This window comes from Lentimicrobium saccharophilum, assembly GCF_001192835.1.
Lineage (GTDB): Bacteria > Bacteroidota > Bacteroidia > Bacteroidales > Lentimicrobiaceae > Lentimicrobium > Lentimicrobium saccharophilum.
Genome location: NZ_DF968183.1, coordinates 1,093,784 through 1,111,280, shown reverse-complemented (window position 1 = coordinate 1,111,280; position 17,497 = coordinate 1,093,784). Strand labels below are relative to the sequence as shown.

Here is a 17,497-nt window from a genome sequence, read left to right as displayed (position 1 = left end):
GGCCGTGATTAAGGGTATTAATGATGAAAACCGTCTTCTGAAGCTACCAAAGAATTGATGACTGAGGTTATCCCGGTGAGAATTATACTGAACATCAATGCATGCCAGATACTCCTCACGCTGAAACCGGGAATAAATTCTGAAATCAGCAGGGTGAGCATTGTGATCAGGGTAAAAAGGATAAAACCGAAGAAAATCATATTCATCGGGATTTTCAGTTTAAGAAATATTCTTTTAGTGCTGGTTATTAGCAGTGCAAGCGCTGCGGCAGCCGAAAGCCCGGCCAGAAAAGTTTCTGAACTGATGCCTGGTAAAATATACGCTGTTACAAGTACGGTGATTGTTGTGAGAAGCAGCCTGACCGGAAATTTCATGCCTTTTACCCGGATGATTGATGAAACGAATATAGTAAATAAACTGTCATTCAGGTCAATACTCGTAAAAATTTACCGAGAACAGGAATCCGAACACAGGAACACCCTCTCTGAAAGTGTAAACACTTCTGATGCCGGCACTTACCGGGGTGCTCAATCCGAGCAGGTGTACATCGCTGATCAGGTCAAGACCGGTCGCATTGAAATGCCCGTCGTTTTGTGATTCTCTCACTTCCGTAAAATCATAAAAGGCATTGGCCCTTAAGCGTTTAATGTACAACAGGCCGCCCAGATGGAAATCCGGATAAAACAGAGGCAGGCGGTAGGCCGCTTTCCAGCTGATCAATTGCTCGCCAAATGGTATTGTTACATAACCGCGTGAAGTACTGATCAGGTTGGCATACCGGTAATCCCCCGGATCGGTTTGTTGATAAGCGCCATAAACAGATAATGAGTGATTTGCGGCAATGCCTGGCAGAAAAAGCTGTGATTGTATGCCGAAAACACTTCCGGCATTGATTTCACCGGCAGGAGTATGGCGAAAGCTTACATCCATATTAATCCCGAAGTCAGGGGCCAGATCGCGATAGGCCTGCCGCTGATAGGAATATCCGAAGACCCGATAGCTCATTCCTGAGAATATTCCCTTCATAAAGCGCTCAGGCGTGCCGGAAAGGTGCCTGACCTGGCTGAAATTGTGCGTGATTTCTCCGTAAATTCCTGAGTTAACGTTGCCGCGTGAAAGGTTCAGTGCCTGGCTGATGCTAAGGTCAAGGTTGGTTTCATTCCAGGTGAACCGTCTTGTCATATTGTCATCCCCTGTAAAGGACGATGCTCTCAAGCCATGAGATGTAGTAACCCTGAATTCAGGAAACCAGGCCTTCCATGCAAGACTTGCACGAAACATGCCCGTTTCTTCTGATGGATTATAATCATAGCCGGCAGTGATAAACATGGTACTCAGTAGGTTTTGACTCATTACTGAAAATCCGGGTCGTGCCGTTTCGCCGCTGATATCGATGTATAGCGGAGCCCAGCTGTGAATTCCGAAGAGATGGGCCGCTTTCCTGTATCTTTTTTGCGTAAAACCGGTGTCAGGCATTTCGAACACGCTGCCATCAAAATTTTCCTGCTTTGAAAGAGTCCGGGCCAGCGACCATGATTGATCTGTATCAGGTATGTATGGCCGGCTGTTCAGATGATTGATTGAACGGTTGGCGATACGGGTCCCTTCGGCTGTATATTCGAGGTATGTCAATCTGTTGAATGAGAATGAAGGTGCAAAGGCGCCATAAGCTGATGAAGTGACCACACTTGCCTCACCCGAAGTGATTTCCAGGAGGCAGACCTGGCTTTTTGCTGATACAGATGCTGTGAAGAGAATGCCTTTATCCGTGAAATGTGGCTCGCTGATTTCCGTGAAGGCATAAGGTAACAAAACTGAGAAGATTTGTTCATCCAGGTCAAGCATATACAAGGCTTTTCCGGATTCACTTGTCCCAATGAAGGTAATTTTTCTCATATCTTCCGACCAGGAAGGAAAAGATGGAAAAACGTCTTCCGGAACAATGAATCTGTTCAGCGTGTCACTTTGAATAACTGTTATGTAGTGATTTCCTGTTTCATCGGTCTCTGAAACGGCGGTTTTTTTTCCATCAGGGCTTATTGCCGGAGCATAGAGTCTCTTTCTGAACGATTTTCGTGTAATCTCCCCGGTTTCAGTGCTGAGGTAAACCAGATCAGTGAAACTGACGGTAGCCCAGCGGACATGCGGACGGTATTCTGACCATACAAGCATACCGTTGCTGAAGGAGATGCGGTTGTCAAAAATATACCCCGGAGTATGAAGTATTTCCTCACGGCCACTACTGTATATTTTTACAATCCGGGGTATATCATGAAGGGAGGTTTTGAGGGAGATGAATGTGGAATCATTCAACTGCTGCGGACTGTGGTAGTTTGTATAGCTTTTGGGATGTCTGGGCATTGTCCGGATTGCTTCGTCCGATGGCTGTTTGCCTTGCCAGAGACTATCAAGATAAGCCATTGATTGCCGGTATATTCCTTTTTTATTCAGCCCTGATATACTTTTGAGTCCGTGATTAAATGGTGCAATCAACCAGGGTTTTCTCGCAACGGAATTCATGGCTTCGTTCCAGGAGGCCTGCCCGTAAAGGGTGCGTGAAGCTGCGATAATATGATACCCCATTGTATAAATATCCGGGACAAAATCACGGTATGATCCCAGGCTTGCTTTCGGGTAGCTGTATGCCCCTTTTTCTGCCAGCAGGGCCCTTAAAGGAGCATTGAACGATGGTGTCCGGCCTCTCCCTGTATTGCTCAGGGCCGTTTCGGTGATCACTGCGTCACCTTCGATAAACCAGGAAGGGACAAAAAGCCCTGTGGAGACTGCAGCCGCCTGCTGTCCGAAAAGATAGCCGAAAAAGCGGGTAATCCCCTGATCAAGTTTCGAAAGCTGAACGATATGACGGTATTCATGGAGCGCCAGTTGGTGCAGCCATGGTTGTGCATATGTGTCCTGAGGAGGTGTGGTGTAAAGCTCAATCCGCCTGGGAGCCCACATTGCAAAGGCATTCGTAATTGCACTTTGAGGATGTAGTACAATGGGCGTTTTACGCGGAACTGTCTGCATGCCCGAAGCTACCTTTCCTGTTTGCGTGCTGAAAAGTACAGCTGCTTGTCCGGCCTTTTTGTGAAGAAAACCGGGATAAATAATGCTGAAGTTGCCGGTGTCTATTTTCATCCAGCGGGTACGCGCCGGTGCCTGACCAATATCATAGTACTGCGCATGCAATGCAGTAGATGTAATGATCAGGACGGTGAGTATCAGGGCTGAAAATCCTTTTTTCACGAAATCAGGTTTTGCGGTGAATCAACAACAATCAAATCTGGATTTTGTCATGGGCGCAGGCTCAAATCTCCCGAATTTCCATGTTTCACGGCTTGTAAACCACTAATATAATCACAAAACTATTTGCCGGTCATGTGTTGGCTTTAAAGTAAAGGATTTTCCGGTTGCTTCCCCGTTGTTGCTTTTCAGAAAGAAAGAGCCCCCGCCTGATGAGAATTATTATCAGTGAAGTATTGCCATTCCGGATTTGCAGGAACCGGAGCAATAATATTGATTTTTTCCTTGCTTACCGGGTGAATGAAATCAAGCATACGGGCATGAAGGCTGATTGAGCCACCGGGGTTGGAGCGGGCTGCGCCGTATTTAAGGTCGCCTTTGATGTGGCAGCCTGCCAAGGCGAGTTGCGCCCTGATCTGGTGGTGCCTTCCTGTCAGCAGGCTGATTTCAAGCAGGTGATATGTTTTTCCTGAGGCGATGAGCTTGTAGCGGAGTTCTGCCCTTTTTGCGCCGGGGGTATGTTCTTCTGCAGGATATGACTTGTTCTGGCGTTCATTCTTGATCAGGAAATTTACCAGCGTGCCTTCCTCCGGTTCAGGCAGGCGATCAACCACCGCCCAGTATATTTTCGTGATCTCTCTCTCTTTTACCATCCGGGTAAGCCGGCTAAGTGATTTTGAGGTTTTGGCAAAGATAACCGCCCCGCTTACCGGCCGGTCGAGACGGTGAACAAGGCCCAGAAAAACTGCCCCGGGTTTATTGTATTTTTCTTTCAGATATATCTTCAGCTGATCAACCAGCGGGGCATCGCCGGTTTTGTCGCCCTGCACGATTTCGCCCGGCCTTTTATTGATAATCAGCAGGTGATTGTCTTCAAACAGAATCTGAGGTAAACCGGTCATAGCCTGTCGGGCAGATATGTTGCACCATAACTGTCAGGCAGAACCGGACAGTTGATTTAAGTTGCTATCTTTAATACTGTTCCCTTTCATTCGGGAAGTCAACAGTTTTAACATCCCGGATGTATGACTTCACCGATCCCTGGATTTCTTCGCTCAGGTTATGGTAGCGGCGGAGGAACCGCGGGGAGAACTCCTGGGTGATGCCAAGCATGTCATGCAAAACCAGCACCTGTCCGTCAACATCAGGACCGGCGCCGATGCCGATAATCGGAATTCTGATTTCTTTGGCTACCTGTGCTGCCAGTTTTGCGGGGATTTTTTCGAGAACAATGCCGAAACAGCCGGCATTTTCAAGCAGGTGGGCATCTTCGACCAACTTACGGGCTTCATTTTCTTCGGTCGCCCGCACAACATAGGTGCCGAACTTGTGAATCGACTGCGGCGTCAGACCCAGATGTCCCATTACGGGTATTCCCGCGGATAAAATCCTGTCAATCGATTCGAGGATTTCGCGCCCGCCTTCCATTTTCACTGCATCCGATCCGGATTCCTTCATAATCCGGATGGATGAGCTCAACGCTTCCTTTGAATTGCCCTGGTAAGTTCCGAAAGGCAGATCGGTGATTACCAGCGCCCGTTTCACGGCCCTAACCACAGAGGATGCATGGTAAATCATCTCATTCAGGGTGATCGGAAGGGTAGAGGTGTGGCCTGCCATAACATTGGATGCCGAATCACCTACCAGTATAACGTCGATGCCCGCTTTGTCAAGCAGCCGGGCCATTGAATAATCATAGGCAGTCAGCATTGCGATCTTTTCATTCTTCAGTTTCATTTCCTGAAGCACATGCGTTGTAACCTTTGTTACATTGGCAAACTTTGAGATGTCAGGTGTTATCATAGGAAGATAATCTTTAGAGAGATTTGAAACAAATGCTGTTTTTGCACAGCGCTGCCCGGCGTAAAAGTGGCATCACAACTGATTACAAAGCTACAAAACAAAAGCATACCTCATGCTTTTTCAGGGAAGCCTTCAGGATATTTAACATCTGACAGGTTCTTCGTTAACAGTTGCACCCGTCTTTGTTCCACAATCTGTTCGGATTCATCAGAAAAATATGAGTGCACCAGGCTGCAGCACAATAGTTTAAGTCAAAATAAATACCCGATGAAACCGCAACCTGTCTTTATAATTTCATCAGGGATTTCAGGATCCGGGGTAAAATTTCTTTAGGATCCCGGTTTTCTGCAGGATGCGTTATTCCTATTTTATAATACGCCTATCAATGTGTTTCAGTTTTTATGTAAATTTGTCAGCCCTAAATTGTTTTTGTCAATACTATTGCATTTTACTGCCTAAGACTATACCGATGAAGAAAGTGTTTTTTTTGTTTGCCCTGGTTTCGATGTTATCCTTTAATGCCTGTGAAACCGACTTTGATGTTACTGCCGAATGGAAAGATATCACCGTGGTCTATGGTTTGATCAGTCAGAACGATTCAGTGCACTATGTGAAGATCAACAAGGCTTTTCTGGGTGAAGGGAATGCCCTTACCTATGCTCAGGAGGCAGATTCCGCTTCATATCTTAATAACCTTGAAGTCCGGATCATTGAGAAAGCAGGGTCAACAGAAACCAGGAGTTTCAACCTGGATACCACAACCTTATTTAATAAGGAGGAAGGCATATTTTATGCGCCGGAACAGGTGGTTTACAAAGCATCCTTTAAAGTTCCGGCTGATTACGTAAATAAAGATTATACCTATCACCTTGAAATAAAGAACAAGATTACAGGGAAAGTCATAACGGCGCAAACGCCGCTGGTTCATGACTTTGCTGTTGAAACACCCCGGCCCGGACAGCAGAGCATTAATTTCACAGCCGAAAGCAATCAGCGGGTTAAATGGTTTTCGGCAAAAAACGGCCGGAGATATAATGTTTCCGTGAGGTTCTGGTTCGATGAGGTGATTGGTCCCGGACGTGATACCCTGGCAAGAAGTATTGACTGGAATTTCAGTTCTGCAAAATCTGTTTCGGTGCAAGGCGGTGAATCGATGGAGTTGCTTTACAGCCCGGCCAGCTTCTTCACCGTCTGCAAAAGCCTGATTCCTTATAAATCAGGGGATGAGTTCAGCGAGAATGATGTTGTTTCCAGGCTGGTCAACAGGGTCGAGTTCCTTTTTGCTGTTTCAGGCGATGAACTGAACACCTATATGGAAGTAAATGAACCTTCTTCCGGGATTGTCCAGGAGAAGCCCGATTATACCAATATTGAAAACGGGATCGGGCTTTTTTCCTGCCGTTATTTAAAATCTACGGAAACACCTTCTGTAAAAATGAGGATCGGGCCTTCGACCGAAGAACGCCTGATCAATGAAAACCTGAAATTTGTCAAGAAAATAGGAAATTAGCAGCGTTTCTCGGATAAAGCTTCAGGAGGTGGTTGCTGACGAAATGTCATAATCCGGGTGTCATGGCAAAATTAAACGACCGGCTATGCTTAGCCGGTTTTATTTTGTCTAAATATTTGATAATTAGGATTATATGGTCAATCTGGACAGGTGGTTCCTATTAGTATGCGCTATTTTTCAAGCTTGGCATAATCCTTGACAATTGCCACGAAAACAAAATTGACATTTTAAAAATTTAAGATAAAATGGGTAAGATCATTGGAATTGACCTCGGTACCACCAATTCGTGTGTATCGGTAATGGAAGGAAATGAACCGGTAGTTATTCCCAACAGCGAAGGCCGCAGAACCACGCCTTCAATTGTGGCATTTACCGAAAACGGAGAACGCAAAGTTGGTGATCCTGCCAAGCGTCAGGCAATTACCAATCCTCACCGTACTGTTTTTTCCATCAAGCGGTTTATGGGTGAGACATTCGACCGGGTTACCAAAGAAGTTGGCCGGGTTCCTTATAAAGTAATTAAAGGAGATAACAATACCCCCAGGGTGCAGATTGATGACCGCAACTACACCCCTCAGGAAATCTCAGCGATGGTGCTTCAGAAGATGAAGAAGACCGCTGAAGATTACCTCGGTCAGTCAGTAACCGAAGCGGTGATTACCGTGCCGGCATATTTCAGCGATTCTCAGCGTCAGGCAACCAAAGAAGCCGGAGAAATCGCAGGACTTACGGTAAAACGTATCATCAACGAGCCTACCGCTGCTGCGCTTGCTTATGGCCTCGACAAGAAAAACAAGGATATTAAAGTTGCCGTGTTCGACCTTGGCGGAGGTACATTTGATATCTCCATTCTTGAACTCGGAGATGGCGTTTTTGAAGTGAAATCGACCAACGGGGATACCCACCTTGGCGGTGATGACTTCGATCATAATATCATTGACTGGCTGGCAGAGGAGTTTAAAAACGACGAGGGTATTGATCTGCGAAAAGATCCCATGGCTCTGCAACGCCTGAAAGAGGCTGCTGAGAAAGCCAAGATTGAACTCTCAAGTTCAACATCTACCGAAATCAACCTGCCTTATATCATGCCGGTGGATGGCATTCCCAAACACCTGGTGCGTACCCTTTCACGTTCGAAGTTTGAGCAGCTCAATGATAAACTGATTCGTTCTACCATCGATCCTTGCCGTCAGGCATTGAAGGATGCCGGTTTAACCACCGCTGATATTGACGAGGTTATCCTGGTCGGTGGCTCAACCCGTATACCTGCTATTCAGAAAATTGTTGAGGATTTCTTCGGCAAGGCTCCTTCGAAAGGGGTAAACCCCGATGAAGTAGTGGCCATCGGTGCTGCCATTCAGGGCGGTGTATTGACCGGAGAGGTTAAGGATGTGTTGTTGCTCGACGTTACCCCCTTGTCACTCGGTATTGAAACCCTGGGTGGTGTGATGACGCGTCTGATTGAATCCAACACAACCATCCCGACCAAGAAATCGGAAGTATTCTCAACAGCAAGTGACCATCAGCCATCGGTTGAAATACATATCCTTCAGGGAGAACGCCCGATGGCACGTGATAACAAGAGCATCGGCCGGTTCCATCTGGATGGTATTCCACCGGCACCCCGCGGTATCCCGCAGATTGAAGTTACGTTTGATATTGATGCCAACGGAATTCTGCACGTGTCTGCCAAAGACAAGGGAACCGGAAAATCGCAGCAGATCCGCATCGAAGCTTCATCAGGACTTTCGGAAGATGAGATCAGACGCATGAAAGATGAGGCTTCCGCCAATGCTGAAACCGACCGTAAAGCCAAGGAAGAGGTGGATAAGCTGAATAGCGCCGATGCCATGATCTTCCAGACGGAAAAGCAGTTAAAGGAGTTTGGAGATAAACTGCCTGCAGAAAAGAAAGCACCAATCGAAAAGGCCCTTGAAGAACTGAAGGAAGCCCACAAAAACCGTAATATTGCCGGAATAGATGCCGCATTGGCTTCATTGAACTCAGCCTGGTCGGCTGCCAGTGAAGAGATGTACAAAGCCAGTCAGGCTTCCGGTCAACCAGCCGGTGACCCCGCTTCAGCAGCCGGTGATGGTGGTTCATCCAAAGGCCCCGATCAGGAAGTTACCGATGTCGACTTTGAAGAAGTAAAGTAATATCTGTTGCAGAATCCTGATTCTGCACGAAATTTGTTGGTAATGGTGAACCCTCCGGTTCGCCATTGCTGTTTATATTGCATGCTGAAACCGGTAATCATCCGGATCATGGATTTTGAATTGTTTCCCAGATATTCAGGGAAGAAGAAATTCGCCATATCCATGATGATTTGCACCGCCCATACAAACTGGAGGATTATTGTTAATTTTACCAATCGAAGAAGCTGCCTTATGATGCGATCAACTGTATTCATGTTCCTGTTTGTTTTCCTTTCTCCTGGTGTCCTGTCACTTATGGCCCAGGATAACAAGCCGGTCAGGATGGAAATTCCTGTGAAAGACGATTCAGATATATACAAGGTTGTTCCATGCGGGCAGAACGGTATTTCAATCATTTACCTCAGTTCTGATACCGATGAGCAACAGAACATGCTTTGGGTTGCTGCATTGCTTGATACCGACCTGAAGGAAAACTGGCGAAAATCTTTCCCTCTGCCCAAAGGATTTGTGCTGGAAGAAGCTTTGTATACCAACAATCGCCTGATATGCTTTTTTCATTCTCCCAGGGGAGCCAGTGAGGATAACTTCAGGATTATCGATATCAGGCTCGCAACCGGTGAACTAACAGAAACTGCCCGGACAGTGCCTGAAAAGTCCGGAGTGGCTTATTTCAGCGCAGGCGAGCAATTCGCGGTGGCAGGGATCAATATCCGGAATGAAGAATCTGTGATACTGGCATATCAGTTCAGCAACAGTCAGATTTCTGTGATCTCCCCGGGGGTTCCCGGTAATGTTGTCATAGAATCCATCAGCATAGATAAACCTAGCGGAGTTATCTCAGCTGTTATCCGAACCCTCGGATCTGCCCGGAAAAGAGCGTACTTTCTGGTAAAGGCAAGTGCAAACGGCCAGATTATCTCCAACCTTCAACTGAGTAAATTTGATGAAAACAGGTTGATTAACACTGCATTTGCTTACAGGGTTGACAGTAATACGGATTTGATCATCGGCTCTTACGGGCGCAGCAGCAGGGCCAGGACCATCGAGGGAGTGGAGTCGGTAGGTGTGGCTTCCACTGGTTTCTTCTCCGTGCTGATCCGGAATAACGCTGAGGAGAATGCCAATTTTTATGAATTTACCGATTTCGGTAACTTTTTCAGGTACCTGCGCCGTCCTTCCGACCTGAATGTCAGGAGAGGGAACAATCGTATTGAGAAAGGGCGTGATTATTCTATGGATCATGATATTCTTGCCCATGAGGTTTTCCGCTGGAAAGATCAGTTCGTGTTTATTGCAGAAGCTTATTATCCTGAATACAGGAGCGTGACTACCATGGTTTACGATTATTACGGGCGTCCTTACCCCTCTACCTATTCCGTATTTGAAGGCTTCAGATACCTTACCACTTTTATCGCGGGCTTCGATCAGGCAGGCAATCTGTTATGGAATAATGATCTGGAATTGAGAAATATACTCTCTCAAAAACTCAAACGCAGGGTGTTGGCATGGGAGGATACTGAAGGGCTGGTCCTGGCCTATGCTCACGATGGCAAGATTACTTCGAAGTTAATTGACCGGAACACTACGATCGAAAGTCCTGTAAATTCAGATATTGAGACGCTGAGCCCGCGCGACAGAATTTTTGAAGATACAAACAGCAGCATCGAACGATGGTACAACAATTATTTCGTTGTCTACGGCTATCAGAATATACGTAACAGTTATGTAAGCAGCCGCAGTAATAAAAATGTTTTCTACATCAATAAAATGGCATTCTATTGATGAAGTGGCCAGTTGTTATGCATGTTTATCAGCCTGGCCGGTTATAATTTCTCCTGTCTCTGTTGCTTCAACAGGATATCCCCATGTAATTAAATTGTGGCCTGCATGTTTTTCATCATACAGGATACAGATCAATGATTAAGTAGCAAAATCAGTCCGGGGGGCATTTATACTGTTAAATACTGGTTGACAACTCCGGTTCAATAGGGGTCAGGCATCTCCGGTACGGGATCTTTATATGACTGGCTGTTTCATTTTTTTTATAGCTTCATTATAACCGGATATGCGTCTGGTTTTCCATGGCGTATCAGGTAGGAAAGATCATCATATTTTTAGCGTGTGCTTTGGTGTTCTTTCTGCCTGATCTGTATCTGTAAGCAGAGGCTTTTAAATACTTGATAGATTTACAGATTAAGAATCAAACTTAAGATAATTTCCTCCTTGCCTGAATATTGCGGAGATATTCTATTAAAACCATAGTGTTTTGGCAGGGAAAAAAAGCCGGCAGAGCAATCTGCCGGCTTTTCTAAGTATGGTTGTTAAGGATTACTTAACGAGGCTCATAAATTCAGCATTGCTGAAATACTTGATAAATTCACGGTCTTCAGCGGCCTGTGCTTTCAGTGAAGGATCTCCCTGGATTGCTTTTGTCAGGTTGTCAATCATCATCTTCACATCAGCATTGCGTGCGCCTGCCACTGCCATAAGGTAGTAGTTATGTGCGCTTTCGGGAGCACATTTCAGGGTGTTGGCTGCTTCGCTGTACTTGCCGGTCATCACCTGTGCAAGACCAACATTGGTGTTGCATTTCTTGCTGCCCATCAGGCTGAGTGCCTGGTCGTATTTACCGGCTGCGAGCTGGGTGATTCCGAGGTTGTAATTTACTTCAGCGCCAAGGGTTTTTGCTTTGGCGTACTGGGCGGCAGCGCCTTTGTAATCTTCCTTCTTGGATGCAAGAGCTCCGAGGTTATTGACTACTGCTTTGTTATTGGGTTCAAGCTGATCGGCTTTGTTCAGATGTGATGCAGCTTCACCAAGCTGATTGCTCGTCAATTCATAGTAAGCAGCATTGTTAAAGCCTCTCCAGTCATTCGGGAACTGGGTGGTGGCAGTTTTGTAAATCCTGAGCTTGGTATCATTGTCATTGGTAAGGGTAGCGGCATAAAGCAGTTCCTTGTCATCAAGTTTTGACGGATCGCTTGTTGCGAGGTTGGCAATTTCTTCATCGGTTTTCTTAGGCTCGAAGCAGTTCACCTGGATCACGACGCGACGGAGCGGAGGCAGGATATCGTCCTCAATTTCCTTGTAAACAACGCTCATATTGCGGATTTCCTGCTCACGTTTGGTAACGTCGGGCTGAGAGTTAACCACATTCATAATGATGCGCTTGTCGCCGATGTTGGAAGCCTCAACAGCCTGCATAAATCCGTTCCAGTCTTCACCGTTTGCATAGGTGTTGAATTTCAGGGTTTCCTCGGGATTTTCGATTACAAATGGCTCTTTCTTGTCCTTGGCCATTTTCTTGAGCATATCCAGGAGGTGTTTTTTGCCTGCCTGAGCACGGCGCTCTGACAATCCCTGGTTGAAACTTTCTTCACCTTCGGGTGAAGCCCATGCGTTGATATCGATATCGCGGATTGCATAACCCATCCTGATAAATGAAGCAAGTTCGTCGAGTTTCTGCTGCACCTGGTTATTCCTGTTCAGTGGCAGATTCCAGTTAAGGTTGTGCATATTTACCTGGAAGTAAATGGTTGCATCTTTACTGACAATGGTCTCTTTTTCGTAACCGTGATCGGCAAGGATCAGGTCTTCGTCATGCAGAATGCGTGATCCGGTAATAATTACACCATCGGCAAGCTTACGCTCGGGAAGGTCAATCACTTTGTATTTGCCCTTGATTTCTTCAGGAGTTGCGTTCAGTGAGACTGGTTCCTTGGGTTCATAAAGGGTAGGTGAAACGACCAGATCAGAAACATTCATGCCGGGCTCATAAGGAACACAGTCAACATAAGTGTAGCTGCCTCCGGTTTTGTAGTTGATAACGATGCCGTCACCGTTAACATCTTCGCCCTGGAAATTGACGGGTTTCAGTTTTTTGGAAGTGCCGGCATACTTGATTTCCGGCTGGAAATTCATGGCTGCTTTCTTGGCAAAATATTTCTCGGGGAAAATAACCTTCACATTCACACAAACAGTATCACCAACTCTGACAAGCGGGTCAGGAGTGGTTTCATATTTAACCAGTCCGTAATTCTTCTCCATTGACTTGAGATTGGCGCTGGGTTTGAATTTATAAGTAACCCCCAGCATGGCCGTTGAATAAGCGTCGTTGCCTTTGCCGCTTTCGACCAGGTCGAGCTCATCTGTAAACATGGTGCGGAGATTGTATTCCAGGTTGAGATCCCATTTTTCCGCAAGTCGGAAATTCAGTCCGAGACCTGCAGGAACAACAAATTCTTTCATTGGGTCCTGGCTGAATGGAGGATCTGCATCCGGACCATTCTGGTCAATCACTAATTCATTGCTGTTCTGGTAAAGAATAGAGGAGAAATTAGCAAGCGCTCCTCCGGCAAATCCGTAAACGTTCAGGAAACGCTCCGGTTTGTAACCGAAAATCAGGTTTGTGAGGCTGACGGTTGCGTGCAGCTGTGCATCCCATAAACTGGATGACATCCTCAGGTCCTGAGGATCGTATGTGCTTACAACCCATCCGTTGTTGAAAACTCCCCTGATGCCGAAGACCGGCGAAAACTGGTATCCTGCGCCCAATCCGTAAAAGAAGTTCATTCTTTCATTGAACAGATTTTTTTCGTTCAGGTCACCGAAAAATTGCGAAACCCCACCGCTGGCTTGCAGAAAGAAGTGTTTGTCGAAAGTTGATTTGGCCTCGCTTTTTCCTGAGCCTGCTGCATCCTGCCCGAAGACAAGGGCAGGCGCGATACCCAACATCAGGATAAGAAGCATCATGATTGATTTGTAGCTTGCTTTTTTCATAATGGTTTCGATTAAATTATCGGTTTAAGGTTGTTTTTTGTCTGCAAAAAAATTCGGTTCTCAAAAGTTTGGACAAATATAGGGTAGTTTCGCAGGTTTTCAAAAAAAATACCCTAAAATTGGCCATTTCAGTAAAAAATGTTCAATAATTTTTTCTTTTTCTGAAACAGATATGCTTCTATTCAGCATCAGAACAAAAATATTGATTAAAAGTTCAGAATTTGCAGTCCCGTTATACATAAATGTTAAAGGGGATTCATCATTTATCAGGTTTATTTAAAAAAGTAATAACTATGTCATATATATTAATTTCAAATCTAGCGTAAACATACCAGTTCTTATCGGTGATAACAGAGTTTTAATAAAATACTTGTTTCTCAGATTACGAAATTTCAGCTATCCAGCAGATGACCCGTTTGCCTGAAAAACTCCCAGATCATAATCGCTGCAGAAACAGAAACATTCAATGAGTGTTTCGTTCCGTATTGCGGAATTTCTATGCATAAATCGCAGAGGGCAAGCACCTCCTCGCCGATTCCATGAACCTCGTTTCCCAGAATAATTGCATATTTTTTGTCAGTTTCTGCTTTAAAATTGCCGATCATCCTGCTCCGATCCGTCTGTTCAATACCAACGATGATGTATCCTTCATCCTTTAACTGCCTCACAGAATCCATGGTGGTTTCAAAATATTTCCACTGAACCGATTCGGTGGCCCCGAGCGCGGTCTTATGGATTTCACGGGCGGGCGGTATAGCTGTGATTCCGCACAAATGTATTCCCTCAAGCCGGAAGGCATCGGCAGTTCTGAAAATTGAGCCTGTATTATGCTGACTGCGCAGATTGTCAAGTACCACCACCAATGGCAGCTTGGTTGATTCCCTGAAGTCGTTGATATCTAATCTGTTCAGCTGTTCGGTGGTCAGTTTTGTAAAGCTCATATTCAATCATTTTTGATTAATGCAAAATTAATAAGTCCTGCGATTTATGAACAACCGGTCTCAGTTTAGGCCAAAGTCATTATTTTTGTTTCCTTTCAGAAAAAGGGAGAACATTTGGCAAAGGAAACCGCAAGTGTAGTTGAAACGCCCCTGATGAAGCAATACAACTCCATCAAGGCAAAATACCCGGATGCTTTACTGTTATTCCGGGTGGGTGATTTTTATGAAACATTCGGAGAGGATGCTGTCAAAGCCTCTGCAATTCTGGGGATTGTGCTGACCCGCCGGGCCAACGGTGCTGCCTCATATGTAGAGCTTGCAGGATTTCCCCACCACGCGCTGGATACCTACCTGCCCAAACTGGTGAGGGCAGGCCACAGGGTGGCCATCTGCGACCAGCTTGAAGATCCTAAACTCACCAAGAAGATTGTAAAAAGAGGGGTTACTGAATTGGTAACGCCGGGCGTTTCCTATAACGATAAAGTGCTTGAAAACAAGCAGAATAATTTTCTGGCCAGCATTCACCTGCTCCCGAAATCCACGGGGATTGCCTTTCTGGACATCTCCACCGGTGAATTTCTGATCGCGCAGGGCAATAATGACTACATAGACAAACTGCTCCAGACATTCCATCCCAGCGAAGTCATTGTTCAGAAGTCGAAACGGCAGGAGTTTATCGCGCTCTTCGGCGAAAAATTCTATATTAATACTTTTGAAGATTGGGTATTCACCATTGATTTCGGTCAGGAGCTCCTTCTCCGGCATTTTGATACCCTTTCCCTCAAGGGTTTCGGCGTTGAAGATCAGGGTAACGGGGTCATTGCGGCTGGTGCCGCATTGCACTATCTGGCCGAAACACAGCATGACAAAGTCAGCCATATCTGTCGCATATCAAGGGTGGAGGAGGATCATTACGTGTGGCTGGATAAATTTACCGTCCGCAACCTCGAAATTCTGTATTCTCCCAACGATCAGGCTACTACCTTGATAGATGTGCTGGATCAGACCATTTCACCCATGGGATCGAGGCTGATGCGCCGATGGCTGGTTTTGCCATTGAAAGAAAAGAAGCCGGTCAACGATCGCCTGGATGTCGTTGAGTATCTGATGAAGGAGCAGGCGATTGCTGAGTCGCTTTATCAGCAGATTCGGGTGATGGGCGATATGGAACGCCTCATCTCCAAAGTGGCTGTGGGGCGCATCAATCCGCGCGAAGTGGTGCAGTTGCGCCGGGCGCTGCTGGCCCTAGGCCCTGTTAAGGAAATCTGTTCCGGCTCTCCGGTTGAGCCGATGAACCTTATGGCTGAACTGATCAATCTGTGTGCCCGGATGACAGACAGGATAGGCAGGGAACTGAATCCTGATCCGCCGGTGATGCTGAACAAAGGAGATGTCATTGCCCCCGGTGTTTCTCCCGAGCTGGATGAATTGCGCGAACTGGCCCATTCCGGCAAGGATTATCTGGCAAGGCTGCAGCAGCGCGAATCGGAACGCACCGGAATTCCGTCACTCAAAGTGGCCTATAACAATGTTTTCGGATATTATCTTGAGGTAACCAACACGCATAAGGACAAGGTGCCGCCCGAATGGGAAAGAAGGCAGACCCTGGTGAATTCGGAGCGCTACATAACCCCGGAGCTGAAAGAGTATGAGGAAAAAATCCTGAATGCGGAAGAAAGTATGCTCAATCTGGAAACGGCTTTGTACAACAACCTTGTTTCGGGCCTGATGGATTACATTGAGGCGATACAGACCAATGCCGGGGTTGTGGCAAAACTCGATTGTCTTTTGTCGTTCGCGCGCGTTTCCGCTGAAAATCAATATGTCAGGCCTGAAATTGATGAGGAATTCCGCCTGAGTATTGCCGGTGGCCGTCATCCCGTGATTGAAAAACATCTGCCCCCGGGCGAAAAGTATATTGCCAATGATGTGTTTCTGGATGATTCAACGCAACAAATCATCATCATTACCGGCCCGAATATGTCGGGGAAGTCAGCTTTACTCCGGCAAACAGCATTGATTGTGCTGATGGCTCAGGTTGGTTGTTTTGTTCCTGCCGGTGAAGCGCAGATAGGTCTGGTTGATAAGATTTTTACCCGTGTCGGGGCTTCCGATAACATTTCGTCCGGAGAGTCGACCTTTATGGTTGAGATGAATGAAACCGCCAGCATCCTGAACAATATTTCGAACAGAAGCCTGATCCTGCTTGATGAGATCGGCCGCGGCACCAGTACCTACGATGGCATCAGCATTGCCTGGGCCATTTCAGAGTTTCTTCACGAGCATCCGTTGTTCAAGGCAAAAGTTCTTTTTGCCACGCACTATCATGAATTGAATGAAATGGCCAGTCACTACCGGCGGATTAAGAACTTCCATATTTCAGTCAAGGAGGCCGGAAACAAAGTGATTTTCATGCGTAAACTGGAGCCTGGCGGGAGTGAGCACAGCTTTGGCATCCACGTAGCCCGCATGGCCGGCATGCCTAAAACGGTGCTCGAGAAGGCCAATGAAATGCTGGCATTGCTGGAGCAATCGCATGGGGGAGGGCAGTTGCAGGGTACACCGGCCAGGAAAAAGGGGGGAAAGGCTGCCGGTGATCCTTTCCAGTTGAGCTTTATTCAGCTGAATGATCCGCTGCTTGAACAAATCAGGGAAGATATCCTGGATACTGATATCAATACCCTTACGCCGGTGGAAGCGCTGATGAAACTGAATGAAATCAAAAAACTTTTAAAAAAATCGTGATTTTTTTTGGCAGATAGAAAACTGGTTGTATATTTGCACCCGCTAAAGCGATAAGCGGAAGTAGCTCAGTTGGTAGAGCATGACCTTGCCAAGGTCAGGGTCGCGGGTTCGAGTCCCGTCTTCCGCTCGGACCCCGAATCTTCGGGGTTTTTTTTTCTACCTGTTGGATGCCCGAGTGGTGGAATTGGTAGACACGAAGGACTTAAAATCCTTTGGCCATTGCGGCCGTGCCGGTTCGACCCCGGCCTCGGGTACATCCTCTGATCCCTGCCTTCCGATGCAGGGATTTTTTTTCTGAATCCCGGTATTGAACATCCGGC

The 17,497-nt window shown here is 46.4% G+C and carries 11 protein-coding genes and 2 tRNA genes; 6 read left to right on the top strand and 7 right to left on the bottom strand.

Annotated elements, in window-relative coordinates:
- Nucleotides 1-17 precede the first annotated feature (17 nt).
- The 4 genes from TBC1_RS16345 to panB form a co-directional block, all read right to left on the bottom strand.
- Nucleotides 18-374, bottom strand: a complete 357-nt coding sequence (locus TBC1_RS16345; RefSeq protein ID WP_062045159.1) for a phage holin family protein — start codon at nt 372-374, stop codon at nt 18-20.
- 55 nt (nt 375-429) lie between these two features.
- A complete protein-coding gene (locus TBC1_RS16340) occupies nt 430-3,246 on the bottom strand; it encodes a TolB family protein (protein WP_062045157.1) in 2,817 nt (938 codons plus the stop codon).
- A gap of 185 nt (nt 3,247-3,431) precedes the next feature.
- Nucleotides 3,432-4,145: an RluA family pseudouridine synthase gene (locus TBC1_RS16335; protein WP_062045155.1), complete on the bottom strand. Its 714-nt coding sequence runs from the start codon at nt 4,143-4,145 to the stop codon at nt 3,432-3,434.
- A 70-nt stretch (nt 4,146-4,215) separates the two neighbouring features.
- Nucleotides 4,216-5,046, bottom strand: a complete 831-nt coding sequence (gene panB / locus TBC1_RS16330) for a 3-methyl-2-oxobutanoate hydroxymethyltransferase (protein WP_062045153.1) — start codon at nt 5,044-5,046, stop codon at nt 4,216-4,218.
- 469 nt (nt 5,047-5,515) lie between these two features.
- Here panB and TBC1_RS16325 point away from each other — a divergent pair, with 469 nt between their 5' ends.
- Both TBC1_RS16325 and dnaK read left to right on the top strand, forming a co-directional pair.
- Nucleotides 5,516-6,556, top strand: coding sequence for a DUF4249 family protein (locus tag TBC1_RS16325; RefSeq protein ID WP_062045151.1), 1,041 nt, complete (start codon nt 5,516-5,518; stop codon nt 6,554-6,556).
- Between the two features lie 245 nt (nt 6,557-6,801).
- Nucleotides 6,802-8,712 (top strand): molecular chaperone DnaK, encoded by a 1,911-nt coding sequence (dnaK, locus tag TBC1_RS16320; protein ID WP_062045149.1) that lies wholly within the window; start codon nt 6,802-6,804, stop codon nt 8,710-8,712.
- Here dnaK and TBC1_RS18185 read toward each other — a convergent pair.
- The gene (locus TBC1_RS18185) at nt 8,673-8,870 is read right to left on the bottom strand and encodes a hypothetical protein (protein ID WP_137305818.1); all 198 of its coding nucleotides are present in this window, start codon (nt 8,868-8,870) and stop codon (nt 8,673-8,675) included. The genes dnaK and TBC1_RS18185 overlap by 40 nt on opposite strands.
- Before the next feature lie 73 nt (nt 8,871-8,943).
- Between TBC1_RS18185 and TBC1_RS16310 the strand changes: the two genes are divergently transcribed.
- Entirely contained in the window at nt 8,944-10,494 is a 1,551-nt protein-coding gene (locus TBC1_RS16310; RefSeq protein WP_137305816.1) for a hypothetical protein, read from the top strand.
- Between the two features lie 546 nt (nt 10,495-11,040).
- On the opposite strand, the gene TBC1_RS16305 is transcribed toward TBC1_RS16310, so the two are convergent.
- Together TBC1_RS16305 and TBC1_RS16300 are read right to left on the bottom strand one after the other, a co-directional pair.
- Complete coding sequence (locus tag TBC1_RS16305; protein WP_062045143.1) at nt 11,041-13,491, bottom strand: outer membrane beta-barrel protein; 2,451 nt, start codon at nt 13,489-13,491, stop codon at nt 11,041-11,043.
- A gap of 392 nt (nt 13,492-13,883) precedes the next feature.
- A complete protein-coding gene (locus tag TBC1_RS16300; protein ID WP_062045141.1) occupies nt 13,884-14,432 on the bottom strand; it encodes an RNA methyltransferase in 549 nt (182 codons plus the stop codon).
- Nucleotides 14,433-14,585: 153 nt separating this feature from the next.
- Between TBC1_RS16300 and mutS the strand changes: the two genes are divergently transcribed.
- From mutS to TBC1_RS16285, 3 genes are all read left to right on the top strand, one after another.
- Nucleotides 14,586-17,177 carry a DNA mismatch repair protein MutS gene (gene mutS, locus TBC1_RS16295; RefSeq protein WP_062045665.1) on the top strand — a complete coding sequence of 864 codons (2,592 nt, stop codon included), beginning with the start codon at nt 14,586-14,588 and terminating at the stop codon, nt 17,175-17,177.
- Nucleotides 17,178-17,231: 54 nt separating this feature from the next.
- Nucleotides 17,232-17,304: transfer RNA gene (locus tag TBC1_RS16290), tRNA-Gly, on the top strand.
- A gap of 42 nt (nt 17,305-17,346) precedes the next feature.
- A tRNA-Leu gene (locus TBC1_RS16285) sits at nt 17,347-17,431 on the top strand.
- The last annotated feature ends 66 nt before the right edge of the window (nt 17,432-17,497 follow it).